Origin of the sequence: Streptomyces sp. NPDC048001, from assembly GCF_043203115.1 — a bacterium.
Lineage (GTDB): Bacteria > Actinomycetota > Actinomycetes > Streptomycetales > Streptomycetaceae > Streptomyces > Streptomyces sanyensis.
This window is the reverse complement of record NZ_JBIDBN010000001.1, coordinates 881,795-908,459: the sequence shown is the minus strand read 5'-3', so window position 1 is coordinate 908,459 and position 26,665 is coordinate 881,795. Positions and strand designations below refer to the sequence as shown.

The following is a 26,665-nucleotide window of genomic DNA, read 5'->3' as shown; positions in this document are numbered from 1 at the left end:
CCTGACGCACGCCCGTCGCCCGGCCGTTCGCGTGCCGCACGCCCGTTGCCCGCCGTCCGTCCTGCGGGCCGTGCCGCCGCCCGTCACCGCTGCCGCCAGGAGCGGAACTCCCGCAGCCGCTCCGGTGCGACCACCGCCTCCAGCCGCTCGTCCTGCACCGTGCCCCCGCCCAGGGCGGCCACGATGCGGCGGGCCGGCTCGTTGCGCGGGGTGCGTTCCGCGGTGAACCGCACGGCCGAGCAGCCCAGTTCCTCCGCCCGGTCCGCCAGCCGGCCCAGCAGCCGCTCCTCCACCCCGCGGCCGAGGGCCCGGCAGCTCATCAGCCAGGCATCGACCTCCAGCCGCTCGCCCTCGGGGCGCACGGCCAGCAGCCCGATCTGCCCGTAGTCGCCGAACCGGTCCCGTGCCGAGGCCGTCCACACCTCGCCCCGCCGCCGCCAGCGCGCGAGGTCGCCGCCGTCCGCCGAACGGGCCCGCAGGGTGAACTGGTTGGTGCGGCGGACCAGTTGCTCGGCCCGCGGCACGTCCTCCTCGTCCAGGGGCCGCACCTCGACCTCCAGCCCCAGCTCCGCGAGGAACTCCTCGAACCCGGCCTGGGCGCGCACCGCGTCGCGTTCGCGCTCCTCCCGGTAGAAGCGGGCCCGCAGGGCGTCCTCCGCCGTCGCCGCGACCGGTACCAGCGGCCACAAGCGGTCGAGGAACTCCTCCAGCCCGGGACCCTCCGGGCAGGTCACGGACAGCACCTGCGGCAGTGCCGCCCGCATCCGGGCGATCTCGGCCGGGTTGTCGTCCAGGAACAGGAAGCTGTCCAGGCCCAGGTTGAGTGCCGAGGCCGCCTGTGCCAGCCGGTCCGGCTTCGGGCCCCAGGCGGCCGAGACGACCGCGAAGTGCTCGGCCGCCAGCAGGCAGTCCGGGCGCTTCAGCACGGAGCGGACCGTGTCCTCGTCGTTGTTGCTGACGAGCACCAGCAGCGTGCCCGCGGCATGCCAGCGCAGCAGCCGCCGCGCCAGCTCGGCCCGCGGACCGCTCAGGTCCACCGCCTCCGGCCCCGCCTCACCGGCGACCCCGCCCCACAGCGTCTCGTCGCCGTCCACCGCGATCACCTTCGGCACCGGGCGCAGGGCCGCCCGCAGGACCCCGGCGAGGCGGAGTGCGACCGCGGCCTGGAAGGGCGGAGTGAACGGGAGGTGGGCCAGCTGCTCGGTGCGCTCGTCGAAGAGCTCACCGACGGCGTGGCCTCCCGTCCAGGACTCCGCGGTGACGAGGGCGATCCCGGGCACCCCGCGCAGCGCCTCGGCCACCTGGCGCTCCCAGGCCGTGAAGCGCGGCTCGGGGCGTGCGGAGGGCAGGATGCCGACCACCAGCGGCCTGCGGGTGCGGGCCGCGAGTTCCCGCAGCGCGGCCGGGTAGGCCCGGGCCAGCTCCGAGAGCAGCGCGTCGTCCACCGGCCCGAAGCGGGCGAGGTCGCCGGCGCGCAGCAGCACCACCCCGGCCGCCGCGTCCGGGTCCGCGAACACCCCCGAGGGGTCGCGCAGGCTCGCCAGCACCTGGTGGTACGGCGCCTCGGCGACCACCGGAGCGGGCCCGGGCTCCCCGTCGGCGAGGGCGGTCGCGCACATCAGCGGCAGATGGCCGAGGGCGAAGGTGGCCGCCAGGGCCAGGGTGCGGCCGCGGGGGGAGCCGCCGTCGGGGAGCGGGGCCCCGCCCGCGGCCTCCGCGACGGCCGGGAGAGCCGCGGGCGCGCCGTCCTCCCCGGCCGGACGGGCCCCGCCGACCGGGGCCGCCGGATGCCGGGCCGCCTCGTCCAGCAGCTCCAGGAACTGTCCGGCCAGGGCCGAGACCGCCCCTTCGTCGAGGATGTCGAGGTTGTGGTCGAGCCGGACCCGCCCGGCGTCCGGGGTCATGGTCACCATCAGGTCCAGGTCGGACCAGCCCGTGCCCGCGGGCAGCACTTCCATCCGGGACAGGCCGCGGGCGGCGGAGCGGACGTAGTTGAAGTACACCTCCACCAGCGGGGCGTTCTCGCGGTACAGGCCCTGGCGTGCCAGCGTCGCCAGGGTGTCGGTGAACGCGGTCCCCTTGCCGAGGACCTGCTCCAGCCGCGCGTCGGTGCGGCGCAGCACGTCCGCGACGGCCTCCGCCGGACCCGCCTGCGCGGGGAACGGGACGGGTACGCCGAAGAAGCCCACCGCCTCGTAGGCGTCGGCGTGGACACGGGTGTCCACGGGCACGGCCAGCACGAAGCGCTCGCGGTTGCGCCGGCGCGCCAGCAGCACCGTCAGCACGCCCAGGCAGAAGGCGGCGGGCGTGACCGCGAGGGAGCCCGCGGCCGCGGAGACCCGGTCCATCAGGCCCTCCGGGAGCGGGACGGAGACACTGCCCGCCCGGTAGGAGCGCGTGGCGGGACGGGCGTCCGGGGGCACGAGGTCCAGCCGCCCGCTGCCCTCGAACGCCTCCCGCCAGGCCGCGTCGCGGGCGCGGGTCCCGGCGTCCGGGGCACCGCCGCTCTGCTGCGCCTCGATCAGCAGCTCGATGTCGCGGTTGGTGACCTCGCCGGGGAGGACGGTGCCCGACAGCTCGGCGTCCAGCTCCGCCGCGACCAGCAGCAGCGACTGCAGGTCGCTCACCGCGTGGTGCGCCCCGAAGACCAGGATCTGCCCCTGCTCGCCGCCGTCCAGCAGCTCGAACCGCCACAGGGGCGGCCGCGCCAGGTCGAACGGCGGCTCCAGCAGGGCGCGGAGCCGCCCGGCCGGGTCCGCGGGCTCCTCGCCGGGGCGCACCCCGGTCCAGCGCAGCAGCGGCCCGCCCGGCGCGCGGTCCACCCGCAGCCGCCATCCGCCTCCGCCGTTCCCGCCGTTCCTGCTGTTCCCGGCGTTCCCGTCGGCCTCCGCGCCTCCACCGGCGACGACCGCCGTCCGCAGCGCCGCGTGGCGCGCCGCGAGCCGGTCCAGGGCGGCCGCCAGGGCCTCCCGGGTGACCGGCGCGAGGAGCCGGACCGCAAGACCCACGGCGTGGGCCGCGCCCGGCATGTCCGGCCGGGCGCTGCGCAGCAGGCGCACCACGTCCCGGGTCGCGGGCCGCAGTTCGCTCTCGGGCACCTCGGCGGGCGCACCGCCCGCCGCCGGAGCCCCGGCGGCCTCCCCGCGGCGTGGGGCCGCACCCGCGGCGTCGGGGAGCGCGGCGTCCAGCACCCCGGCCAGGCCCTGGATGTCGGAGGCCGAGAACACCGCGGCGGCGGGAAGCTCCACCCCCAGCTCGCGGGCGAAGACGTTGCGCAGCTGGACCAGCATCAGCGAGTCCAGCCCCAGCTCCTTCAGTGCCGTGGTCGAGGAGGCGTCCACGGCCCCGCCGGACACCGCGCCGACCCGGGCCCGCACGTACCCCTCCAGCCGCGCGACCCGGCCCGGGCCCGCCGGTGCCGCGAGCACCGCGGCGGCGAGGGCGTCCTCGGCCGGGTCCCCGGCCGGGGCCGCCACCAGCTCCGCCAGCAGCGGACGGGTGCGCACGGCGTCCGGATCGAGCCCCAGCACCTCCCAGTCCACCGCCAGCGGCGCCAGCTGGCGCCGCTCGCTGCCCAGCACCCGCGCGAAGAGCTCACCGCCCTCCCGGGGCGAGAAGGGCACCAGGCCCGACCGGCGCACACCGGCGGCCCGCTCCCCGGACTCCGCCGCCATGCCGACGCCGCTCCAGGCCCCCCAGTCCAGACTGAGCGCCCGGAGCCCGCCGGAGCCCGCGTGGTGGGCCCAGGCGTCGAGGAAGGCGTTGGCCGCCGCGTAGGGGGCCTGGCCCGCGGAGCCCAGCAGGCCCGCGGCCGAGGCGAACAGCACCAGGCTCTCCGCCTCCGGAGCCAGCTCGGCCAGCAGCGCCGTGCCCAGCACCTTCGGCGCCAGGACCCGCAGCATCCGCTCCTCCGTGAGCGCCGCGAGGGGTGCGTCGTCGAGGACACCGGCCGTGTGCACGATCCCGGTGACCGGGCCGAGTCCGCGGCGGACGCTGTCCAGCGCGGCGGCCAGCCCCGCGCGGTCCGCCACGTCCGCGCGGACCGCCCGCACGTCCACGCCGCGCCCGCGCAGCTCCTCCATCCACGCCTCGGCCTCCGGGGCGGGGGCGCCGCGCCCCAGCAGGGCCAGCCGCCGGGCCCCGAGGCCCGCCAGCCGCTCGGCCACGACGCGGCCGAGACCGCCCAGCCCGCCCGTTACCAGGTGGACGCCCTCGGCGGTGACCGCACCGTCGCCGCTCCCGTCCGGCCGGGTGCGGGCCAGCCGGGGCACCAGCCGTCCCGACTCCCGCAGGGCGACCAGCCGTTCGCCGTCGGCGTGCCGCAGCTCGGTGCAGAGCGCGTCCGCGCCGCCGGAGGCGGGCAGGTCGACCAGGGTGGTCGCCAGCTCCGGGTGCTCCTGTGCCACGGTCAGCCCGAAGCCCCAGGCGAGCGCCTGCCACGGCGCCGTCACCCGGTCGCCCGGCAGGGCCGCCTGACTGCCGCGCACCACCACGAACAGCCGCGGCGCCGGGCCGGGCCGCCCGGTGAGCGCCCGGACCAGGTGCAGGGTGGCCAGGCAGCACAGCCGGGCCGCCTCCCGTGCGCTCGGGGCGTCCGAGACGGCCGGGGTGTCGAGCGCCGACAACTGCACCACCCGCTCGGGGGGACCGTCGGGGAACGCCTCGTCCAGCAGGCGGACGAACTGCTCGGGGTCCGCCGGGTCCAGCGCATAGCGTCCCGGCCCCTCCTGGGCGAAGCCCGGCCCGCGCCGGACGACCACCCGCGGGGTGCCGGGGCCGAGCAGCCCGTCGAGGTCCCGGGCCGTCCCGCCCTCGTCGGCGAGGATCAGCCAGTGCCCCTGCCCGGCCGGTTCCCGGGGCGCGGAGCGCGCACGCCAGACGGTCTCGAACAGCGCGTTGTCCAGCGGCGACAGGGCGGCCAGCTCCAGCCCCCGGCACTCCAGCACCAGCCGGTCCTCGGCGTCCCACAGGCGCAGGTCCGCCACCGCCCGGTCCTCCCCGGCGGAGCGCAGTTCGCAGCCCACCCTCACCGGTGCGGTGCCCTGCCCGGTGTACCGGACCAGGCCGACCCCGGCGGGCACGAACGGCCGCCCCTCGGGGGCCCCTTCGGGCAGCGCGGCCGCGTGGAAGGCGGCGTCCAGGACCGCGGGGTGCAGCAGATGGCCGTCGGCCGGCCGGGCGGCCAGCCGCCCGAGCGCCGCGCCCCGCCCGCGGTGCGCCTCGCGAAGGCCCCGGAACGCGGGGCCGTACTCGATGCCCAGCCCGGCGAGGCGGGTGTACACGGCGGCGGTGTCCACCGGCGCCGCACACCGCTCGCGCAGCTCCGCCGGACCCTGCTGCCCTGCCCCGCCGCCGTCCGGGGCATCGGGCACGATCCGCCCGGTGACATGGCGCTCCCAGCGGACCGGACGCTCCCCGGCGGGCGCCGAGGAGACGGTGAACCCCTGCTGCCCGTCCGCCTCCTGGCGGAGCACCAGCTGCAGCCGTACGGCCCGGTCGGCCGGGAGCCGCAGCGGGCGCTCGAACCGGACGCCGGACAGCGCACCGCCCCCGCCCTGCCCGGCGGGCCCGGCGCCCTGGTCCCGCACCGCCGCCGCGGCCTCCAGCGCCATGCCGAGGAACGCGGACGCGGGCAGCCACACCTCGCCGCCCACCCGGTGGTCTGACAGATAGGCGAAGCGAGTGTCGCGCAGGTCCACCTCGCTCTGGAACAGGTGCCGCCCGGGGGTGTCGCTCGCCTCCATATGCGCCCCCAGCAGCGGGGACACCCCCGCGGGGCCCGCCGGGGCGGGGGCCAGCCAGTGCCGGGCCCGGTCGAAGGCGTAGGCGGGCAGCGGGGTGCGGCGGCCGGAGGCGGCGAGACGGCCCCCCTCGGGCGTGCGCCCGGCCGTGTACAGCTCGCCGAGCCGGTGCAGCAGCACGTCGCCCCGGTCGCGCCGCCGGTCCAGCGACCCGGTGGTGACCACCTCCACCCCGGCCTCGGCCGCCACCGACTGCACCGCGGCGCTCAGCGACGGATGGGGGCTCAGCTCGACGAAGGTGCGGTAGCCGTCCCGCAGCATTTGGTGCACGGCCTCGGCGAAGCGCACCGGCCGGGCGAGGTTGGCGAACCAGTAGTCGGCGTCCAGGTCCTCCCCGGACACCGCTTCGGCGCGGACCGCCGAGTACAGCGGCACCCCGCCGTCCGTCCCGCGGACCCCGGCGAAGCGCTCGCGCAGCTCCCCGCGCAGCGGCTCCATCAGCGGGGTGTGCGAGGCGAAGGGCGTCGACAGCCGCCGCACGCCGACCCCCCGCGCCTCCAGCGCGCGCCGCAGCTCGGCCAGTTCCCCGGCCGCGCCGGAGACCGCCGTCGCCCGGGGCCCGTTGAGGGCCGCGACGAACAGCCGCCCCGCGTACGGCTCCAACAGCGCCGCCGCCTCCTGCTCCGGCAGCTCCACGGAGAGCATCCCGCCCTGGCCCACCAGAGGCACCACGGCCTCGGCCCGCCCGGTCACCACCCGCACCGCCTCGTCCAGCGGGAGCGCGCCCGCGGCGTAGGCCGCCGCGATCTCGCCCAGGCTGTGGCCCACCACGCCGTCCGGGACGACCCCGAGCTCCCGCCAGGCCGCCGCCAGGGCCGCGTCGAGGGCGAAGAGCACGGGCTGGAGGAACTCCGTCCGGTGCAGCGGGGAGAACTCCTCCGGGGCGCGCAGCGCGTCCACCGCGGACCAGCCCGCCCGGCGGCGCAGCGCCTCGTCGATCCGCAGCAGCTCCTCGCGGAACGGCCCCGACGCGGCCATCAGCTCCACGCCCATGCCGTGCCACTGGCCGCCGTGCCCGGGGAAGACGAACGCCGTCTTCCCGGTGCGCTCCTCGCACGCCGGGGCCACCGGGGTGCGGCCCGCCGCCAGGGCGTCCAGCGCCGAGCGCAGCTCCGCCCGGTCGGCCGCCACCACCGCGGCCCGCCGCTCGAAGTGCGAGCGGTGCCGCAGCAGGGAGTAGGCCACGTCCTCGACCGGGACGTCCCCGGCCACATGGCGGGACAGCCGCCCGGCCTGGCCGCGCAGGGCCGCCTCGCTGCGCGCGGAGAGCAGGAACAGCCGCGGCACGTCCTCGCCCGCGGGCCCCGGCCGCCCGTCCGCCGGGGCTCCCGCCGGGGCGGCCGTCCCGGCCGTGGAGGCGCGCGGCGCCTCCTCCACCACCACGTGCGCGTTGGTGCCGCTGATGCCGAAGGCGCTCACCCCGGCCCGCCGCACCCGCCCGGGGGCGGCGGGCCAGTCGGCGGGCTCGGTGAGCAGCCGCAGCCCGCCGTCCTCCCAGTCGACATGGCGGCTGGGCCGGTCGGCGTGCAGGGTGCGCGGCAGGGTGCCGTGCCGCAGCGACTGCACCACCTTGATCAGCCCTGCCACCCCCGAAGCGGCCTGGGTGTGGCCGAGGTTGGACTTCAGCGACCCGAGCAGCAGCGGGCGGCCGGGCGGGCGGGTGCCGCCGAACACCGCGGACAGGGCGTTGGCCTCGATCGGGTCGCCCAGCGTGGTGCCCGTGCCGTGCGCCTCCACGTAGTCGATGTCGGACGGCGCGAGCCCCGACAGCTCCAGGGCCCGGCGCACCACCTGCTCCTGCGCGGGGCCGTTGGGCGCGGACAGGCCCTGGCTGCGGCCGTCCTGGTTGACGGCGGTGCCGCGCAGCACGGCCAGCACCTCGTCGCCGTCCCGCTCCGCGTCGGACAGGCGCTTGAGGACCACGACGCCCGAGCCCTCCGCCCAGACCGCGCCGTCGGCCTCGTCGGAGAAGGAGCGGCAGCGGCCCGTGGGGGACAGCCCGCGCAGGCGGCTGAACTCCACGAAGGTCCCCGGGGTGACCATCAGGGTCACCCCGCCCGCGAGGGCGAGGTCGCACTCGCCCGCCCGCAGTCCCTGGGCGGCCAGGTGCACCGCCACCAGCGACGAGGAGCAGGCGGTGTCCACGGTCAGGGCCGGGCCGTTGAGGCCCAGCGTGTAGGCGAGGCGGCCGGAGGCGACGCTGGGCGCGGAGCCGGTGCCGACATAGCCGTCCAGCCGGTCCAGGGGGGAGCCCGCGAGGTATTCGCTGGCGAACATGCCGACGTAGACGCCGGTGCTCGTGCCCGCCAGGCGGCCGGGCACGATGCCCGCCCGCTCCAGCGCTTCCCAGGCGGTCTCCAGCAGCAGGCGCTGCTGCGGGTCCATGGCGGCGGCCTCCTTCGGGGTGATGCCGAAGAACGCCGCGTCGAAGGAGGCGATGTCGTCGAGGAAGCCGCCCTCGCGGGCGTAGGACTTGCCCGGGGCCTCCGGGTCGGGGTCGTACAGCGCCTCGACGTCCCACCGGTCCCGCGGGAAGGGGCCGATCGCGTCGGTTCCCGCCCCGAGCAGGTGCTGGAGCCCCTCCGGGTCCCGCACGCCGCCCGGCAGGCGGCAGGCCATGGAGACCACGGCGACGGGTTCCCCGGCGCCCTGCCGGGCGGCGGCCGGGCGCACGGCGGTGGCCGCCGGCCCTTCGCCCGGCACGGCCAGCGCGGTGCGCAGCAGGTGGGCGGCGAGCCGCGCCGGGGTCGGGTGGTCGAACAGCAGGGTCGCGGGGAGCCGGGCGCCGATCCGCGTCCCGATGCGGCCCCGCAGCTCGACCGCCGTCACCGAGTCCATGCCGAGTTCCCGCAGCGGCCGGTCCGCGGGGACCGCGGCGGCGGAGGGCAGGCCCAGCGCCCGGGCCGCCTCCTCGCGGACCAGCGCGGCCACCCGCTCCACGCGTTCGGCCTCGCTCAGCCGGGCGAGCCGGTCCGCCAGGGCGGTGCCCGCGGCCGCGGGGGGCGGCGCGGGCAGCAGGGTGCGCCACAGCGCCGCGGCGGGGCCGCCCCCGGCGGCCTGCACCGCCTCGCGCAGCCGCGGCAGGTCGAGCGCCGTGGCGACCGTGTGCGGGACGTCCCGCCACAGCGCCAGTTCGACCAGGTCGCGGCCCTGGCCGGGGGAGAGCGCCCGGTGGCCGAGCCGCGCCATCCGCGCCAGATCGGCGTGGGCGGCGGCGAGGCCCTCGCCCGCCCAGGCCCCGAAGGAGACCGACACGCCGGGCAGTCCCGCGGCCCTGCGGTGGTGGGCGAGCTGGTCCAGGAAGGCGTTGGCCGCCGCGTAGTTGGCCTGCCCCGGGCTGCCCACCACCCCGGCCGCCGAGGAGACCAGGAGGAACAGCTCCAGCGGCAGGTCCCGGGTGAGGCGGTGGAGGTGGGCGGCGCCGTCGGCCTTGGGGCGCAGCACCTCGGCGAACTGCTCTTCGGTCAGTTCGGCGACGGCCCCGTCGGCCAGGACGCCCGCGCAGTGCACGACGCCGCGCAGCTCCCGGTGCGACCCGCCGCCACCGGCGTCCTCGGGTCCGTGCGGGGACGCGCCGTCGCGCTCCGTGAGGCGGTCGAGGAGGGCGGCCACCGCCTCACCGTCCCCGGTGTCGCAGGCCGCGACCTCCACCTCGGCGCCCAGCGCGGCGAGTTCGGCCGCCACCTCGGCGGCCCGCGGGTCGGACTCCCCGCGGCGGGAGGTGAGCAGCAGCCGGGGCACCCCCTGCTCGGCGAGCAGGGCGGCGATCCGGCGTCCGACGGCCCCCAGGCCGCCGGTGACGAGGACCGTGCCGCGGGTGGGGACGGGCAGGTGCTCCGGGGACCACTGGGCGGGCCCCGCGGCGGGGTGCGGCGGCTCCTGCGGGCCGCCCGCCGGGCGGGACCGCACCAGCCGCGGGGCCAGCAGCACACCGCCGCGCAGGGCGAGTTCGGGTTCCTCGGTGAGCGCGGCGGCCCTGGCCAGGGCCGCCGCGGCGGCTGCCGCGCCCTCCTGCGCACCTGTGGCCGGGCCCGGTGCGCTCTCCTCCGCCGGGCGGTCGGCACCGGGGCCGGGGTCCGGGTCGGCACCGGGGCCGGGGTCGAGGCCCAGGCCCGGGCCGGGGTCCAGGTCGAGGAGGGTCAGCCCCAGTTCCGGGTGCTCGGCGCGGGCGCTGCGGGCGAGCCCCCACAGCACCGAGGCGGCGAGCGAGGGCACCGTGTCCCCGGGCGCGGCGGCGACCGCGCCGCAGGTCACCCAGACGGTGCGCTCCGGTGCCCCGCCGGGCGGCGCGGACAGCAGCGATCGCAGCTCGTCCAGGGCCTCTTCGGCCAGCGCGCGCAGCGCGGCGGGGAGTTCCCCGTCCTCCGGTGCGGGCGACGGCCCGCCGCCCGCGGCCGAGGGCCAGAAGCGCACCCGGACCGCGCCGGGCGCCGGGTCCCCGCCCGCCCCGGGGAGCGGGTCCGGCGACGGGGCGCCGCCCGCGGACGCGTCGGCCCCCGCGGCCGGGTCCCCGTCCGCCGTCCGCGCGCCGAGCGCCCGGGCCGTGCCCGCCGCCAGCGGGTCGCGGGCGCCGCCCGCCACCACCCACCCGCCGCGGGGCCCCTCGGCCGCCGCACCGGCCTCCCGGGAGGCGTCCTCCCCGGGGCCGGTCACCGCGCTCCACGCCACCTCGTACAGGTTCCGCCCCGCCTCCGAGGCGCTGTGCAGGTCGGCGGGCGCGGCGGCCCGCAGCCGCACGCCCTCCAGGCGCCCGGCCGGCAGCCCGTCGGCGTCCCACAGCAGCACGTCCAGCGCGAGGTCCCCCGCCGTCTCCGCCGACCGGCGCACCGAGGCGAGGAGTTCGCCCCCCGCCCCGGGCGGCAGGGTGCAGCGGCCCACGGCGACGGGCAGCAGCACCCGCCCGCCGGACCCGTCCGCCGCGCCCTGGTCGAAGGCGGTGGCCACCTGGAGCGCCGCGTCGAGCAGCGCCGGGTGGACGGGGTAGGGCTCGGCGTCCGCACGGGCCGCGGGCGGCAGGGACAGCCGGGCCAGCAGGGCGCCGTCCCCGGTGGCGACGGCCTCCCGGACGCCCCGGAAGGCGGGACCGTAGCCGAGCCCCCGGGCGGCCAGCCGCTCGTAGGCGTCCGGCCCCCAGGCGGGCGCCGCGTCCCCGGGCCAGGCGGGAGCCGGGCCCTGCGCCGCGCCGCCCGCCGCCTCCGCCGCGACCGCGGTGGCGTGCAGGCTCCATCCGGCGGCCTCCCGGCCCCGCGGGCGGCTGTGCACGGTGACCTCCGGGCCCCCGCCCCCGGGCTCCTGCCCCGGCCCGGCGGCGACCTCCACCGACACCTCCACCGTGCCGGAGTCCGGCAGCACCAGGGGCGCGGCCAGGAACAGGTCCGCGACCTCGGCCCCGGGCCGGGCGGCGGCCAGCGCGGCCCGGCACAGCTCCAGCACGGTCGTGCCCGAGACGACGGTGCGTCCGAAGACCGTGTGGTCGCCCAGCCACTCGGCGGTGGCGGCCGACCACTCGCCGCGGAAGGTCCAGCGGCTCTCGTCCGGGGACTGCACCTGCACGCCCAGCAGGGGGTGGGCCGCACGCTCGAACAGGCCCGGGCCCTGGGCGGCCGCCGTGGGCTGCGACCAGAAGCGCTGCGCGTCCCAGGCGTAGGTGGGCAGTGCGGCGGGCGACGGCGGTGCCGGGGCGAGCACCCGCCAGTCCACCGGCCGTCCGCCCGCGTGGAGTTCGGCGGCGGCCCTCTCCAGGCAGCGGGCCGCCGGCTCCTCGCGGCGCAGCGAGCCGACGGCGAGCAGCGCCGGGCGCCCGTCGTCCGCTCTGGCCGCGGCACCGGTCTCCTCCGCGACCGTGCGCAGCGCGGTCAGCAGCGAGGGGTGGGGGGAGAGTTCGACGAAGGTCCGGTAGCCGTCCGCGGCCATCCGCTCGACCGTGTCCGCGAAGCGGACCGGTTCGCGCAGGTTGCGGTACCAGTACTCCGCCTCCAGCTCCCCGGTGACCGGCTCGCCGGTCACCGTCGAGTACCAGGTGGCGCCGGAGCCGGGCCAGGCCGTCACCCCGTCGAGTTCGTCGAGGATCTCCTCGCGCACCGGTTCGACCAGCTCGCAGTGGGAGGCGTAGTCCACGGCCAGACGGCGGGCGAAGACCCCCTCCGCGTCGAGGGAGCCGAGCAGCGCGGTGAGGGCTGCGACGGGTCCGGCCACCACGGTGGACCGGCCGCTGTTCACCGCGGCGACGGAGAGCGCGCCGCCGGGGTCGGCCAGGCGGGCCGCCACCTCCCCGTGCGGCAGGCCGACCACCGCCATGCCGCCCGACCCGGACAGTGCGGTCAGCGCACGGCTGCGCAGGGCGACCACGGCCGCCGCGTCGTTGAGGCTGAGCGCCCCCGCCACACAGGCCGCGGCCACCTCGCCCTGGCTGTGCCCGACGACGGCGTCGGGCCGGACGCCGCGCTCCCGCCACACGGCGGCCAGCGACACGCCCACGGCGAACAGCACCGGCTGCACCACGTCGACCCGCTCCAGGGACGGGGCACCCGTCTCGCCGCGCAGGACCGCCGCCACCGACCAGTCGGTGAACTGCCGCAGGGCCGCGTCGCAGCGGTCGAGCGCCTCGGCGAACACGGGGGAGCCGGCCAGCAGGTCCCGGGCCATGCCCGCCCACTGGGACCCCTGGCCGGGGAAGACGAAGGCCGTCCGCCCCGGGTCCCGGGGGGCCGGCTCCTCGGCCCGGACCACCCGCGCGTCCTCCTCGGCCCCCTCCGCGAGACCCCGCAGCGCCGCGGTCAGCTCCTCGCGGTCGCCGGCCAGGACGACCGCCCGGTGGGGGAAGTGGGTGCGGTGGTGGGCCAGCGTGCCCGCGACCTGCCCGGGCGTCAGCTCCGGTGCGGTGGTGAGGGCTCCGGCGAGGCGGGCGGCCTGGCCGCGCAGCGCGGGCAGGCTCCGGGCCGAGAGCGGGAACAGGCGCGGTCCGGCCCCGGGCCGCGCGTCCCCGGCGTCCGGCCGCCCCGGGTCGGTGGACCCGGCGTCCGGCCGCGCATCCGGCTCCGGTGCGGTGGACCCGGCGTCCGGCCGCGCATCCGGCTCCGTGACGGTGGACCCCGCGTCCGGCCGCACCGGGTCGGTGGACCCGGTGCCGGGGCCGTCGGGGGCCTCCTCCAGCACCACATGGGCGTTGGTGCCGCTGATGCCGAAGGCGCTCACCCCGGCCCGGCGGACGCGGTCCGCGGTGCGGGGCCAGTCCCGCGGGGCGTCCAGCAGCCGCAGGCCGCCCCCGGCCCAGTCCACGAGCGGGGTGGGCCGCCCCGTGTGCAGCGAGGCGGGGATCCGCTCCCGGCCCAGGGCCAGCACGGTCGCGATGACCCCGCCGATACCGGCCGCGGCCTGGGTGTGACCGATGCGGGACTTCAGCGAGCCGACGCCGAGCGGCCGGTCCGCGGGGCGCCCCGGGCCGAAGACGGCCGCCAGCGCACCGCCCTCGACGGGGTCGCCGAGCCGGGTGCCGGTGCCGTGCGCCTCCACGTGGTCGATGTCCTCGGGCCGCAGCCCGGCGCTCTCCAGGGCGGCGCGCACCACCCGTTCCTGCGCGGGGCCGTTGGGGGCGCTCAGTCCCTGGCTGCGGCCGTCCTGGTTGACGGCTGAGCCCTTGACCACGGCGAGGACCCGGTCGCCGTCCCGCCGGGCGTCCGCCAGCCGCTTGAGCAGCACCAGCCCGCAGCCCTCGGCCCACACGACCCCGTCGGCCTCGGCGGAGAAGGCGCTGCACCGGCCGGTGGGGGACAGGCCGCGCAGCCGGCTGAACTCCACGTGCCCGCGCGGGGTCACCAGCAGCGTGGCGCCGCCCGCGAGCGCCAGGTCGCACTCGCCCGCCGCCAGCGCGCGGGCGGCGAGGTGGAGGGCGACCAGCGAGGACGAGCAGGCGGTGTCGACGGTGACGGCCGGGCCCTGGAGCCCGAGGCTGTAGGCGATCCGGCCGGAGGCGACGCTGGGCGCGGCGCCGGTGCCCACGTGCCCGTCGAGCCGGTCGAGGCCCGCCGAGGCGAGGTAGCCGCTCTCGTAGAGGCCGACGTAGACGCCGGTGGAGCTGCCGTGCAGGGTGCCGGGCACGATCCCGGCGCGCTCGACGGCCTCCCAGGCGGTCTGGAGCAGCAGCCGCTGCTGCGGGTCCATCGCCTCGGCCTCGCGCGGGGATATCCCGAAGAAGGCCGCGTCGAAGCGGTCGATGTCCGCCAGGTAGCCGCCGCGGAGGCTGTAGGCGGTGCCGGTGGCCTCCGGGTCGGGGTCGTGCAGGCCCCGGGTGTCCCACCGGCCGGGGGGCACCTCGGTGACGGCGTCCTCCTTCGAGCACAGCAGCCGCCACAGCGACTCGGGGTCGTCCGCCCCGCCGGGGAAGCGGCAGGCCATGGAGACCACGGCGATGTCCTGCTGCTCCGCCGGGGCGTCCGGGGCGCCGGTCCCGGGCGCGGGCGCCGCCTGGGGTGCCCCGTGCGGGGCGGGCGGCCCGGCCACGGCCCGGGCGATCGCGGTGATCGTGGGGTGGTCGAAGAGCAGCGCCGGGTTGAGCGGCCGGTCGACGTACTCTGCGAGGTCCGCCGCCAGGGTCACCAACTGGCGCGATCCGAGTCCGAGTTCGGCCAGGGGCCGCTCGGGGTCGACGGCGGGCGGGCGGGTCCCGGTGGCCTCGGCCACCGCCGCGACCAGCCAGCCGCGCACCTCCTCGGCGGACGGGGCCGCGGGGCCGGACGGCGAGGAGCCGGAGGAACTGGGCTGCTTCGGGGTCGCGTTCGCAGGCATCTGGCAGGTGTCCTCGTGTGTCCTGGCTCGGGTGGGTGGTGGTCTGGGAGGGGGCGGCGGGGCGTGTCCCGGCGCACGGGCGGACGCCCTCGGCCGCCCCGGGGCCCGCGCGCACGGCGCCTCGGCCGCGACGGGGGCCCCGCACGGCGGGCGGCCCCGCCCGGCGGCGGTGGCGGGTGCGGCGCACCGGGCCCCGCCGGGCGGGTGGGCCCGGGGCGCCCGGTGCCCGGGCGTCAGCTCATGACGGGTGCCTCCAGCACCGCGAGCGTCCCGCCGAGGTAGGCCGTGCGCGTCGCGCGGCGCTGGATCTTCCCGCTGGAGGTCTTCGGGATCGTGCCGGGCCGCACCAGCACCACGTCGTGCACCGGCAGCCCGCAGGCGTCGCCGACCGCCGCCCGGACGGCGTCCGTGATCTTCTCGGCCTCGCCCGCCATGTCGGCCTCGGTCTCCGCGACGAGCACCGGCCGCTCGCCCTCCGCCCCGCCGTCGACGGAGAACGCCGCCGTGCAGCCGGGCCTCAGCGCGGGGTGGGCGGACTCCGCGGCCAGCTCCAGGTCCTGCGGGTAGTGGTTGCGGCCGTCGAGCACCATCAGGTCCTTCAGCCGCCCGGTCACGAACAGTTCCCCGCCGCGCAGGAACCCCAGGTCCCCGGTGCGCAGGAAGCGCCCCTCGCGGCGGGTGCCGTCCGGGCCGGGGGCGAAGGCGGCCCGGAAGGTCTCGCGGGTGGCCACGGCGTTGCGCCAGTAGCCCTTGGCCACGCTCGCCCCCGCGACCCAGATCTCGCCGGTCTCGCCGTCCGCCAGCTCCACCTTCCGCTCAGGGTCCGCGACGGCGACGGTGATGCCCTCCCCGGGCCGCCCGCAGCCGACGGCCGCCGCATCGGCCGGGTCGAGGCGCGGGCGCCCGGCCTCCGCCGCGTCGAGCAGCACCGGCGGTGCGTCGACCGGGCCGCCGCTGACCATCAGGGTGGCCTCGGCCAGCCCGTAGCAGGGGTAGAGCGCATCCCGGCGGAACCCGGCCGGGCCGAAGGTGTCGGCGAACCTGCGCAGGGTGGCCGGGCGCACCGGCTCGGCGCCGTTGAAGGCCAGCTTCCAGGCGCTCAGGTCCAGTCCGTCGACGAACGCGGGGGTCGCGTGCTTCAGCGCCAGCTCGTAGGCGAAGTTGGGGCCGCCGCTGCTGTAGGGGCGGTAGCGGCTGACCGCGGTGAGCCAGCGGTCCGGCCGCTGGAGGAAGTGCAGGGGGGAGAACAGGGTGCTCGTCGCCCCGAGGTAGAAGGTGTTCAGCACCGGGGCGATGAGCCCCATGTCGTGGTAGACGGGCAGCCAGCTGACGAACAGCTCGTTGGCGTGCTCGGCCAGGATCTCCGGGGTGTGGCCCATCTGCCGGGTCAGCACCCGCTCGTTGTCCATCAGGTTGCCGTGGGTGACCATCACCCCGCGCGGTGCGGAGGTGGACCCGGAGGTGTACTGGAGGAAGGCCAGGTCCCCCTCGCCGACGCCCGGCTCGCGCCAGGAGGCCGCCGCCTCGTCGGGGATGTCCTCGGTGGCCACGCGGGGGACGTCCGCCAGGTCGGGCAGGTGGGCGGCCATGCCGTCCAGTGCCGCGATCGTCTCCCGGCCGCCGAGGACGACGCCGGCGTCCGCGTCGTCGATCAGCCGTCTCATCCGGTTCAGGGCACGGCGGTTGTCGGAGCGGCCCTGCGGGGGCACGCCCGGGACGGCGGTGACCCCGGCCGCCAGGCAGCCGAGGAAGCCGCAGACGAACTCCAGGCCCGGCGGGTACAGCAGCATGGCCCGTGACCCGGCGAGCCCCCGGTCCTGGAGCCAGGCGGCGATCGCCCGGGAGCGTGCGGCGAGGGCGCGGTAGGAGAGCTCCCGGACCTCGCCGTCGCTCTCGCCCGTGACGAGGAAGCGGTACGCGGTGCGGTCCGGCTGTCGATCGGCGTGCTCGGTCAGCAGGTCGACCAGGGAACGTGCCATAAGACGTGTCTCACCTGTTCGGTTCAGTAGGCGCGGAGCCGACGCGCGAGGGCGCGCGAGCGTGCGCGGGCGCACCCCGTGGCGGCCGTGACCGCTCCGGCCCCCTTGCCGGACCGGCAGCACGTGCCGTCCGCCCGGGGGCCCGGCACCGCGGCCGCTTCCCCCGTCCCCCCGTTCAGCTCGTTACCAGCGAGTGGAACGATAGCGATGTCCTCAGACCGGGCAGCGTCGAATTCACCCCGTTTCGGCTGCCATCGGTCATGGGGACGATATCAAGTTCCATCCCCCGTTCAGGTGAACCGGGTGTAAAAAGCACGGAGTTCCGCCATCTACCGGGTAGAGGGCGCACTCGCGGACGAGCGCGACAACCACGGCCCGCCCCCACCGCCGCATCCCGCCGCCCGCATCCGCCCGCCGCAGGAAAATCGGCTGCGCCCGGCGCCCGCGCTTCTCACACTGGGCGGACCGCCGTTGGTCGAACAGAGGAACTCCCGCCCGTGCAGGCTGCCGTGACCGTCACCCCCGCCCAGGTCCCCGAACTGCTGCTCGGGCTCGCCACCGTGCGGCCCGTCTTCCTGTGGGGAGCACCGGGCATCGGCAAGTCCTCCCTGGTGCGCGGCTTCGCCGACTCGCTCGGGCTGGAGTGCGTGAGCCTGCTCGGCACCCAGCTCGCCCCGGAGGACCTGATCGGCGTCCCCCAGATCCGCGACGGCCGCTCGGTGTTCTGCCCGCCCGAGGCCATCGCCCGCTCCGAGCCGTACTGCCTCTTCCTCGACGAGCTCAACGCCGCCTCGCCCGATGTCCAGAAGGCGTTCTACTCCCTGATCCTGGACCGCCGGATCGGCTCCTACGAGCTGCCCGAGGGCTCCATCGTCATCGGCGCCGGCAACCGGGCCACCGACAACGCCCTGGCCCGCCCCATCGCCTCGGCGCTCGTCAACCGGCTCACCCACGTCCACCTGCGGGCCTCCGCCGCCGACTGGCTCGTCTGGGCAGGCGCCCACGGCATCCACCCCTGGGTGACCGACTACCTCACCGACCGCCCCGACCACCTGTGGTCCCAGCCGCCCAAGACCGAGGAGCCCTTCTCCACGCCCCGCTCCTGGCACATGCTCTCCGACGCCCTGCACTCCTTCGGGTCCGGCATCGACGAGGACACCCTGCGGGTGGTCGTCCACGGCACGCTCACACCCGCCCACGCCGTCTCCTTCTGCGGCTACGCCAAGATCGTCCGCCACACCTTCGGCATCGAGGCGATCCTCAAGGGCGACGCCTCCTGGCCCACCCGGCTCCAGGACCGCGACCTGCTCTACTACCTGGCCGACGCCTTCCGCGGACGGCTCGTCAAGGAGCTGCCCCGGCAGAAGGAGCACGTCTCCCCGGCGCTGCGCCAGACCGCGCACCGGGCCAAGGCGCTGCTCGTCCAGCTCGCCGAGATCTCCGTCGAGGTCGCCCAGACCGTGATCGCCGACGACGCGGACGGCCTGCCCGTGCTGCCCTCCTGGTTCCTCGTCGAGGCCGCCCGCGACATGCCCCGCCTGGTGGAGGCCCGCCGGTGAGCGGCGGCCACGGCGGCAGGCGCGACCGCCCGGACCCGGCCGCCGAGGCCTTCGCCGCCGGGCTCGCCCTGGTCAAGCGCAACCCGGCCCTCGCCGCCGTGGAGGCGGAGGTCTGCCGTCGGAAGAAGTGCGCCCGCACCCCCGCGGGCGGGCTCGCGGCCGTCGACTCCGGCGGAGTCGTCCACGTACACCCCACCAAGCGGGCCGAGCCCGCCCAGTGGGCCTGGAGCCTCGCCCACTGCCTGCTCCACCTCGGCTTCGGCCACGTCCCCGCCTCCACGGAGCGCGTGCGCACCCAGCCCGACCGCTTCGCACGCGCCGCGCGCTGCGCCGTGGTCAACCGCTTCCTGCTCACCTTCCCCGTCGGCCGCGCCCCCGACCACCTGCCCGGGAGCTACCCCGGCGGCGACGAGGCCGAACTCGCCGCCCGCTGGCGCCGCGACGGCATCCCGGCCGCCTACGAGCACTGCGGAACCGCCGGGGAGCACCCCGACCAGCTCCTCGTCACCTGGCCGTCATGGGAGGGCAGCACCCCGCCCGACTGGGAGACCGCCTTCGCCCACGCCCTCACCCGCAGCGTCTCGGCCTCGATGGACGACGCGGGCGGGCGGCGGGACCGCAGGACGGGCGAGCGCCTGCCCCAGCGTCCCTGGGACCGCGCCCTCAACTGGTTCGTCTCCTCCTACCCGCTGCTGGGCGGCCTCGCCGCCGGGCTCACGGTCGTCGCCGACGCCGAACTCGCCCGCGCCCAGGGCATCGCGATCGCCGCCGTCAGCGCCGTGGCGGGCGAGATCTACGTCAACCCGCTGCGCACCCTCACCGACGGGGAGTGGCGCTTCGTCCTCGCCCACGAGATGCTGCACGCCGCCCTGCGCCACGGCGAGCGCCGCGGCCCGCGCGACCCGTTCCTGTTCAACGTCGCCGCCGACTACGTCGTCAACGGCTGGCTGGTGGAGATGCGCGTCGGCGACATGCCCGAAGGGCTGCTCCACGACCCCGCGCTGGCGGGCCTGTCGGTGGAGGAGGTCCACGACCGGATCGCCACCGACCTGCGCCGCCACCGGCGCCTCGCCACCCTGCGCGGCCGGCACGCGGGCGACATCCTCGGGGACGCCCTCCCGCACCCCGGCGCGAAGCCGTACACGGACCTGGACGAGTTCTACCGCCGCGGCCTGACCCAGGGCTTCGAGCTGCACTGCGCGGGGGAGCGGGGGCTGCTGCCCGCCGGGCTGGTGCAGGAGATCCGCACCCTCGCCCACCCGCCCGTGCCGTGGGACGCCCGCCTGGCGCGCTGGTTCGACGCCTACGTCCCGCGCCCGGAGCCCGTGCGCTCCTACGCCCGCCCCTCCCGGCGCCAGGCCTCCACGCCCGGCATCCCGCGCGCCGGGCGGTACTTCCCCGAGGAGGAGGTGCCGCGCTGCACCTTCGGCGTGGTCCTCGACACCTCCGGCTCCATGGGCACGCCCCTGCTGGGCAGGGCCCTCGGCGCGATCGCCTCCTACGCCGAGGCCCGCGACGTCCCGGCGGCCCGGGTGGTGTTCTGCGACGCGGCCGCCTACGACGCCGGGTACCTCCCGCCGAGCGAGATCGCGGGCCGGGTCCGGGTGCGCGGGCGCGGCGGCACCGTGCTCCAGCCGGGGATCGACCTGCTCCACCGCGCCCGGGACTTCCCGCCGGACGCGCCGGTGCTGGTCATCACCGACGGCTGGTGCGACGTGCTGCGGGTGCGCCGCGAGCACGCCTACCTCGTGCCGCTGGGCGCCTCGCTGCCGTTCACCCCGAAGGGCCCGGTCTTCCGCCTGACCTGACCCGGGCTGACCTGGCCCGGCCTGGCCCGGCTCGGCCCGCCCCGCCCGGACTTGGCCCGGCCCGACCTGGGCGTGGTTCCGCTCCCGCGGCACACACATGGGCTCGCGGAACGTCCCGGCCATGCCCGCCGATCACCCCGACGCACCGGCATGCCCCGGCGTCCCCTCACGGAGCCGGGCTCAGTCCCCGTCCGGGGCGCCGCCCGATCCGTGTGCGGTCAGGGTCAGGAAGCGGTCCACGGCACGGCGGGCGCGGTCCTGGATGTCGGTCGGTGGCGGTTCGCCGAGGAGCACGCGGATCTGGCTGTCGGACACGACCAGGCCGTAGAGCAGACGGAAGGCGTCCTCGGGCTCGCCGATGGCCAGCTCGCCGTCCTCGGCCAGCCGGGCCAGGTAGTCGGCGACCAGGGGGCCGGTGGTGTGGCGGCCTTCCGCGAGCAGGACGTCGGCCAGCTCGGGAGCGGCGATCGCGGCACGGTTCAGGGTGATCGAGTAGGTGCCGAGGAGCAGCTGCAGCAGGCTGACGGCGAAGCCGGTCAACGTCTCCCGGGGGTCGGAGCGGCGTTCGAGTGCGGCGGCCATCTGTGCGTTGGCCAGTTCCGACTGGCGGCGGATCATGGCGGCGAACAGGCCGCGCTTGTTGCCGAACCAGTGGTAGAGCGTCTCCTTGGACGCACCCGCGCGGCGGGCGATGCCGAGCATGGTCGTCCCCGCGTAGCCGTGCTGCACCAGCTCCGCGAAGGCGGCTTCCAGCACGGCCGCCCGCCGCGCGTCCGACTCTCCCTGCCGCGGACGTCCCCTGCGGCTGTCACCTTGACGCGGTGTCACGATCCTCCTCGCACGAACCGGGCCCGACGGGCCGGCGGGCTTGACAATCGTACCTGCTGGTTCGTTTCATTAACCGTACCAGCAGGTACGCTTTTGGAGGCGTCATGGCCAGCACCATCCCGACCGTGTTCCGTGTCTTCCTGATCGCCGCGCTGCTCGCCATGGGCGCGATAGCGGGGTTCTTCTACGCCTACGAGGTCTCCGTCACCACCGGCCTGGCCGAGGTGGACGACGCCACGTACGTCACCGCCATGCAGGCGATCAACAGCGTGATACGCAACGCGCCCTTCGCGATGTCGTTCTTCGGGGCGATCGTGCTGACCGCCGTCGCCCTCGCGTTCGCCTGGCGCGCCGCCGGGTGGAGGTCGGCCACGTTCTGGCTGATCGCCGCGGCGCTGGCCACCTACCTGCTCGGAGGCTTCGGGGTCACGTTCGCCCTCAACGTGCCGCTCAACGAGGAACTCGCGGGCGTCTCCCTCGCGGCGCACCAGGACCTCTCCGGCATCCGCGCCGACTACGAGTCCCAGTGGAACCGGTGGAACACCCTGCGGACCGTCGCCTCCCTGACGGCCTTCGCCCTCCTCGCCGGGTCCGCCGTCACCCGCACCGGGCGCCCCCGGCGCGGGTGACCGCCGCCCCTGGTGCCGAGAAGCCCGCCGGGCCCGGGGTGCCGCTCAGGCCCGGTGGGCGTGGCCGACGAAGGCGGCCCAGGCGCCGGGGCCGACGGCGAAGCGGGGGCCGTCGGGCACCTTGGAGTCGCGGACGTGGACGGCGTCGGGGCACGCCGCGACCTCCACGCAGTCGTCGCCGGACCCGCTGCTGTAAGTCGAGGTGCGCCAGGACAGGGCGACCTCGACGCAGGAGTCGCCGGACCCGCCGCTGTAGCTGCTCTTGAACCAGGCCAGTGCACCGCTGCCGCTCATGTCGCTCCTCGTATCCGCCGCAACAGGCCCAGGGATTCCGTCAACGGGAGAGCCTGTGACCGCATCCTGGCATACCGCATCTGGAGCATGCTGACCACCGCCGCGTCGGCGATCAGCTGCCCGCTCTCCTGGCCCTCGCCGTATCCCAGCCACTGGTGCTCCGGGGTCTCCAGCAGCCGCAGCGGACCGTGCAGCCCCGCATGGCTCTCCCGCACCAGCGGCATCACCTGGACCTCCACGTTCCGCAGCTGCGCCAGCTCGATCACCCGGTCCAGCTGCCCCCGGGTGACCTCCGGGCCGCCCAGCCCCCGCCGCAGCACATGCTCCTCCACGATGAAGCTGTAGGCCGTGTTCGGACGCTCCGTCAGCAGCCGCTGCCTCCCAATTCGCTGGGCCAGCTGCGCCTCGATCTGCGCGTCCCCGAGCGGCGGCAGTTGGTCCATGAACAGCCGCAGGGCGTACGCCTCCGTCTGGAGCAGGCCCGGCACCAGGCGGCACTCGTAGGTGGACAGGCTCAGCGCCCTCGCCTCCAGCGCCGCCCACTGCCGGAACCAGCTCGCCAGCCCCGGCTGCCGGGACAGGTGCCGCGCCGCCCCCGTGAGCGCCCCGAAGGCGTCCAGCACCTCCTCCGCCCGGTCCACGAAGGCGTCCGGAGGGAAGCGCCGCCCCTGCTCGATGGAGGCGACGGTCGGCAGCGAGTACCGCACCAGGGGCGCGAACTCCTCCTGCGTCAGGCGCGCCCGCCTCCGGAACGCCTTGACCACGGCCCCGAACGCCCTGAGGCTGTCCGAAACCTCCGGCTCCCCGCCGCCCCCCGCGCCCGCTCTGGTCTGGCCGCTGTCCGCCCCGGCGCCGCCCGTCCCGGCCTCGCCACCGCCCGCCGCCCTGGTCTCGCCGCCGCTGCCCGCCGACCCCGTCATGCGCGTCCACCTCCCGTGCACGGTCCCTGGGTTGGGCAACGCCCGCACCCCGGCCATCGTCACGGCCGGACACCCCTACCGTCCACCCTGCGTACCCGTACGCACACCTAGCGTACGGGTCGGTGATCTGGGGTACGGCGCCCGGCGGGGCCAGGCTCGGCCCCATGCACTCACCCCTGGCCCCCCAGCAGCAGGGCACCGTCCGCGTGTTCACCCAGCGCTTCAGCTCCACCCCGCTCGGCGCCCGCCTCGCCCGCCGCCTGGCGCTCCACCAACTCGACGCCTGGGGCATCCCCCACGGCTCCGGGACCTCCGCCACCGCGGCCGTCATCGTCGCCGAGCTGGCCGCCAACGCGGCCACCCACGGGCGCGTCCCCGGACGCGACATCGAACTGCGGCTCACCCTCACACCGGACCGGTTGCGCATCGAGGTCTCCGACACCCGCGGCGAACGCCGCCCGCCCGCGCCCGGCAGCCTCCCCGCACCCGAGCCCGCCTCCCCCGGCGGGCGCGGCCTGCTCCTCGTCGACACCCTGGCCGACCGCTGGGAGGTCCGCGACCGGGTCCCGGTCGGCAAGACCGTCCGGGCCGAACTCGACCTGGAGTGAAGGGGGTTTGACGTGCACCCCCGTGGGGCCGGGCGGACCCCGCCCGCCCCGCTCGGCGCCGCACACACGGGGCATCGCGTACCTGCCGCGCCCGGTACGCGGGTCGCGGAGGAGTCCGGCTCCCCGCGAGCCGGCCGGCGGACCGTCAGCGGTGGCCCAGCACGTTGACCACCCGGCCGTTGGGATCACGGACGAAGAACCGCCGCACCCCCCACTCCTCGTCCTGCAGGGGGTGGACGATCTCCGCGCCGCTCTCCCGCACGGCCGCGTAGGCCGCGTCCACGTCGTCCACTTCGACGCTCATGTCGGGAACGACGGGCGCGGTCTTGTCACCGGCCATGAGGCTGATCTGCGCCGTCGGGCTGGACGGGGACGCGAGCGTCCTGATCCAGCCGTGGTTCATGACCTCCTCGAATCCGAGCAGGCCGTAGAACTCCCGGCTCTCCTGCGCAGCCTCCGACTGGACATTGGGTACGACACGGCGAACGGCCATCGACAGCTCCAAGGTGACAACAGACCGGCGTTGAGGCTCCCCAGAAGTACTACGCCACACCGGCCGGCACACGCACCGTCGATACACGCCCTCGCCGCATGATGATGATTCGACCGGACCGGCCAGACCGAAACAGCGTCGGGAACCCGGGATGACGGCGAAATCGGCTCCCCTCGCGGATCTCAGGCATCCTTCCCCCAGGCCCCCTCAAGGGGGAACGACCTGCCAGCCGATAGAGCGCGTCCCGCCGAACTCCCGCTGATCCGGGACGAGTCTGAGGCTGTTTCCTGTTGATCATCATCCGGGCAAGCAGGTGGCAGGGGCGCATGGCGCGGCCTTCGAGCAGCCGGTGGCCGCACCCACGGTCGGCCGCTCACGGCTGCTGGTCTCCGGACACGATCGCGACCCTCCACTGCGCAGCACCCCCGGACACCTGCACCATCAGGCGCTGCGGTGTCCTCTCCGTGTGGACGGTGCCCACGGTGCGGACGCCGTCGCAGGCGACGGGATGAGGGCTGCCCTCGTCGTCCTGGTCCGCGATCGCCACCTCGCCCCTGCCGGTGCAGGAGGCGTAGATGGTGTAGACGTCCTGGTCGGGGGTGAAGTCGGGCAGGTGCCGGTCCTCGCCGTCCGCCGTCTCGGGTACCAGGACCCGCGCGTCGTCGGGCACGTCCAGGGAGGGAGGCGTCGCGGTGGGTTCGGGCGAGGGAGGGGCTGAGGAGGTCGTGGAACCGGGGTGGGGAGGGGGGCTCTCTTCGGCACCACCGGTGCAGCCCCCGACGAGAAGGGCCGTGGCGGCGGAAGCGACGAGGAGGTGACGGCGCAAGGTGTCTCCTGGGGATATGTGGACGGGGTGCCCGGCCCCGTGCAGGGGCCGGGCGCGGTGGTCAGCTGACCCTCCAGCCCTCCCGGTACGGGGCCCAGACGGTCATGTACTGCTTGTTCGACTTCTGGCAGGCGCTGCCGCGGTGGTACTTGTATCCGTAGACGTTTTCCTTCAAGATTCCGTAGTCACCGTAGGCCGTGCTCTTCGCCGGCACCTTGCCTGCGGTCTCGATGCCAATCTCAGAGGTCCAGCTCTTCTTGGCGCTGACGTTGATCTCGGCCTTGATCGCGCCGAGAACCGCCACCTTCATCTCTCCGCTGAGGCTCACCGAACCCCCGACTTCGGTCGTTCCGGACTTCTTCGAGGTGAACTTGAAGTCGATGGTGCGGGACGTCTTGTTCTGTACGAAGGTGTGGTACTTGACGTCCATGGTGTTCGTCCGGTTCTGAGTGATCTTGAAGAACCAGCCGGGCTTGCACTGGAGCCCCTGGGTGGATGCATCGGGCTCCTTCTCCGATGGCTCCCCGTCAGGCACGATCGCGTCCTCGGGCTCACCGAGGACGGGCAGGTTGTCGTCGAGCTCGTTCTCGTCCATCTCGACACCGACGAGAGCCTCGTCAAGGGGCGGATCGTCGCTGACGGCGGACGCGGCAGCGTGCGGCGCGACCGTGCCGACGGCGAGCGCGGCAAGGATGGCGGCCGCACTGATGCGGGCGAGGCTGGACTTCACTAGCATGTCCTTCTGCTGGTCGGTGCGGGCACCCCGCCCAACGCACCTCATGGCCTGGAAACCGTGTGCGTCCGGGTAGTGCCCGCGCCTCCAGAAGTTCCTGGAGGCGTGGTGGACGCTAGTCATCCGACGTGGGGGAGCGACAGGAGAATTGGGGCCCTGTCTGATTCCAACTGTGCGCACAGAAGTGGATGTGATGCCGTTTCTCCCTTCTGCGCCTTGTTTCGGTCGGCAAATACGACACATCATCCATTCGGAATGGCCGATTCCTGATCGTAGTGAACCTCAAGTTCCCCTCAGAGGGTCACGTGTGGATGAGGAGGAATGCGCGCCACGAGCCCGGTTCCGCGCCTTCCTGCCCGCCCGCAGTGCACCCCTCCGGGACACCGGGTCGACGTCCCGTCAGCCCGCTCGAACGAGCAGTAGCCTGCCTTGCACAAGGCCCTGCCTTCCCTGGGCCCACGCCCGTCGACTGCACCGCGGGACGTTGAGCGGACCCCATCGTGCGCCCGCGTGTGCAACGGGTCGGAGCGTCCGTAGGCTCCTGCACAGCACCAGCCGTCAAGTCCTGGTCTGTGAGAGGAATGAGCGGTGTCGGTCCCCGTGGCCGCCACCGTGGTGCACCACCGCGACCAGTGACGCGGCCGCCGAGTACCGGCAGACCGGCGGACGGCCCGGTACCGCGTGGACGGTACGGGCCCGAGCCCCGGCCTGGCCGAAGGAGCGGCCCCGTCAGTGGGCTGAGCGTGGCCGTCCGGCAGGCGGCACCCCATGTTCATGAAGAGGACGAGCGTCTGCCTTCCCGAGGTACTGGAAGTGCGGCTGGACGCGGACGGGTGCCGGGGACGGTGCGGCGCACCCGGCGCCGGTCGGGGGTGATCTCCGACGAGGCGATCCGGATCGAAGAGGCGACACGAGAGCATGCCGCCCGGGTCCGGTCCGATGCGCGCCGGATCGCCATGGGTGATCAGTCCCCGTTCGCCAACGGCCTGATGGTCACCCCCTCGGGCGCCCGCCGCCGCTGTGCCGGTCCGAGGGCAGCCAACCCCGCTTCTACTTCTCGTAGCCCGTATCGCCGGCGAGTCGCTCGATGTCCTCGCGGGCCCTGTCCATCTCGTCCGCGATGGCGTCGTCGGCGCTCTCCGCGAAGGTCGCGTCGCGTTCCCTGACGGGGAGGCCCTGGCAGTGCGGGGGGAGGCTGGTGCTGAGTTCGGTGCCGTCGGCGATGGCGGCTTCGACCTGTGCCGTCGACTCCTCGCGGCATTTGCCCGCGTCGGGGCGGATGGAACCGGTGTTGAGGAAGTAGACGGCGAGGGCGGCGGCGAGGAGCAGAGCCGCGGCGATGCCGCCGACGGATTTCGGGTGGGTGCGGATGGCGAGCGTCAGCTGGTGCATGAGGGGTCCTT

At 76.3% G+C, this 26,665-nt stretch carries 13 protein-coding genes; 4 read left to right on the top strand and 9 right to left on the bottom strand.

What is annotated here, in order from left to right; translation table 11 throughout:
• Positions 1-83: 83 nt before the first annotated feature.
• Positions 84-14,585 (bottom strand): SDR family NAD(P)-dependent oxidoreductase, encoded by a 14,502-nt coding sequence (locus ACGF15_RS03855; protein WP_392796819.1) that lies wholly within the window; start codon positions 14,583-14,585, stop codon positions 84-86.
• Positions 14,586-14,818: 233 nt separating this feature from the next.
• The gene (locus ACGF15_RS03850) at positions 14,819-16,564 is read right to left on the bottom strand and encodes a fatty acyl-AMP ligase (protein WP_392796818.1); all 1,746 of its coding nucleotides are present in this window, start codon (positions 16,562-16,564) and stop codon (positions 14,819-14,821) included.
• Positions 16,565-17,061: 497 nt separating this feature from the next.
• Between ACGF15_RS03850 and ACGF15_RS03845 the strand changes: the two genes are divergently transcribed.
• Together ACGF15_RS03845 and ACGF15_RS03840 are read left to right on the top strand one after the other, a co-directional pair.
• Entirely contained in the window at positions 17,062-18,123 is a 1,062-nt protein-coding gene (locus ACGF15_RS03845; protein WP_392796817.1) for an ATP-binding protein, read from the top strand.
• Positions 18,120-19,931: a hypothetical protein gene (locus tag ACGF15_RS03840; RefSeq protein WP_392796816.1), complete on the top strand. Its 1,812-nt coding sequence runs from the start codon at positions 18,120-18,122 to the stop codon at positions 19,929-19,931. The genes ACGF15_RS03845 and ACGF15_RS03840 overlap by 4 nt, the downstream gene beginning before the upstream one ends.
• A 180-nt stretch (positions 19,932-20,111) precedes the next feature.
• Here ACGF15_RS03840 and ACGF15_RS03835 read toward each other — a convergent pair whose 3' ends face one another.
• Positions 20,112-20,759 carry a TetR/AcrR family transcriptional regulator gene (locus tag ACGF15_RS03835; RefSeq protein ID WP_392796815.1) on the bottom strand — a complete coding sequence of 216 codons (648 nt, stop codon included), beginning with the start codon at positions 20,757-20,759 and terminating at the stop codon, positions 20,112-20,114.
• Positions 20,760-20,863: 104 nt separating this feature from the next.
• Here ACGF15_RS03835 and ACGF15_RS03830 point away from each other — a divergent pair, with 104 nt between their 5' ends.
• On the top strand, positions 20,864-21,388 hold the full coding sequence (locus ACGF15_RS03830) for a DUF1772 domain-containing protein (protein WP_392796814.1): 525 nt from the start codon (positions 20,864-20,866) through the stop codon (positions 21,386-21,388).
• A 45-nt stretch (positions 21,389-21,433) separates the two neighbouring features.
• On the opposite strand, the gene ACGF15_RS03825 is transcribed toward ACGF15_RS03830, so the two are convergent.
• Both ACGF15_RS03825 and ACGF15_RS03820 read right to left on the bottom strand, forming a co-directional pair.
• Entirely contained in the window at positions 21,434-21,682 is a 249-nt protein-coding gene (locus ACGF15_RS03825) for a DUF397 domain-containing protein (protein WP_392796813.1), read from the bottom strand.
• Positions 21,679-22,602 carry a Scr1 family TA system antitoxin-like transcriptional regulator gene (locus ACGF15_RS03820; protein WP_392796812.1) on the bottom strand — a complete coding sequence of 308 codons (924 nt, stop codon included), beginning with the start codon at positions 22,600-22,602 and terminating at the stop codon, positions 21,679-21,681. The genes ACGF15_RS03825 and ACGF15_RS03820 overlap by 4 nt, the downstream gene beginning before the upstream one ends.
• Positions 22,603-22,766: 164 nt before the next feature.
• On the opposite strand from ACGF15_RS03820, the gene ACGF15_RS03815 reads away from it, so the two are divergent.
• Positions 22,767-23,210 carry an ATP-binding protein gene (locus ACGF15_RS03815; RefSeq protein ID WP_392796811.1) on the top strand — a complete coding sequence of 148 codons (444 nt, stop codon included), beginning with the start codon at positions 22,767-22,769 and terminating at the stop codon, positions 23,208-23,210.
• 145 nt (positions 23,211-23,355) lie between these two features.
• Here the strand turns inward: ACGF15_RS03815 and ACGF15_RS03810 are convergent, their stop codons facing one another.
• The 4 genes from ACGF15_RS03810 to ACGF15_RS03795 all read right to left on the bottom strand — a co-directional run bounded on the left by ACGF15_RS03810 (position 23,356) and on the right by ACGF15_RS03795 (position 26,654).
• On the bottom strand, positions 23,356-23,703 hold the full coding sequence (locus ACGF15_RS03810) for a VOC family protein (RefSeq protein ID WP_345609315.1): 348 nt from the start codon (positions 23,701-23,703) through the stop codon (positions 23,356-23,358).
• A gap of 373 nt (positions 23,704-24,076) precedes the next feature.
• Positions 24,077-24,373: a hypothetical protein gene (locus ACGF15_RS03805; RefSeq protein WP_392796810.1), complete on the bottom strand. Its 297-nt coding sequence runs from the start codon at positions 24,371-24,373 to the stop codon at positions 24,077-24,079.
• A 217-nt stretch (positions 24,374-24,590) separates the two neighbouring features.
• On the bottom strand, positions 24,591-25,259 hold the full coding sequence (locus ACGF15_RS03800; RefSeq protein ID WP_362609269.1) for a hypothetical protein: 669 nt from the start codon (positions 25,257-25,259) through the stop codon (positions 24,591-24,593).
• 1,053 nt (positions 25,260-26,312) lie between these two features.
• Complete coding sequence (locus tag ACGF15_RS03795) at positions 26,313-26,654, bottom strand: hypothetical protein (protein WP_362609266.1); 342 nt, start codon at positions 26,652-26,654, stop codon at positions 26,313-26,315.
• Between the last annotated feature and the right edge of the window lie 11 nt (positions 26,655-26,665).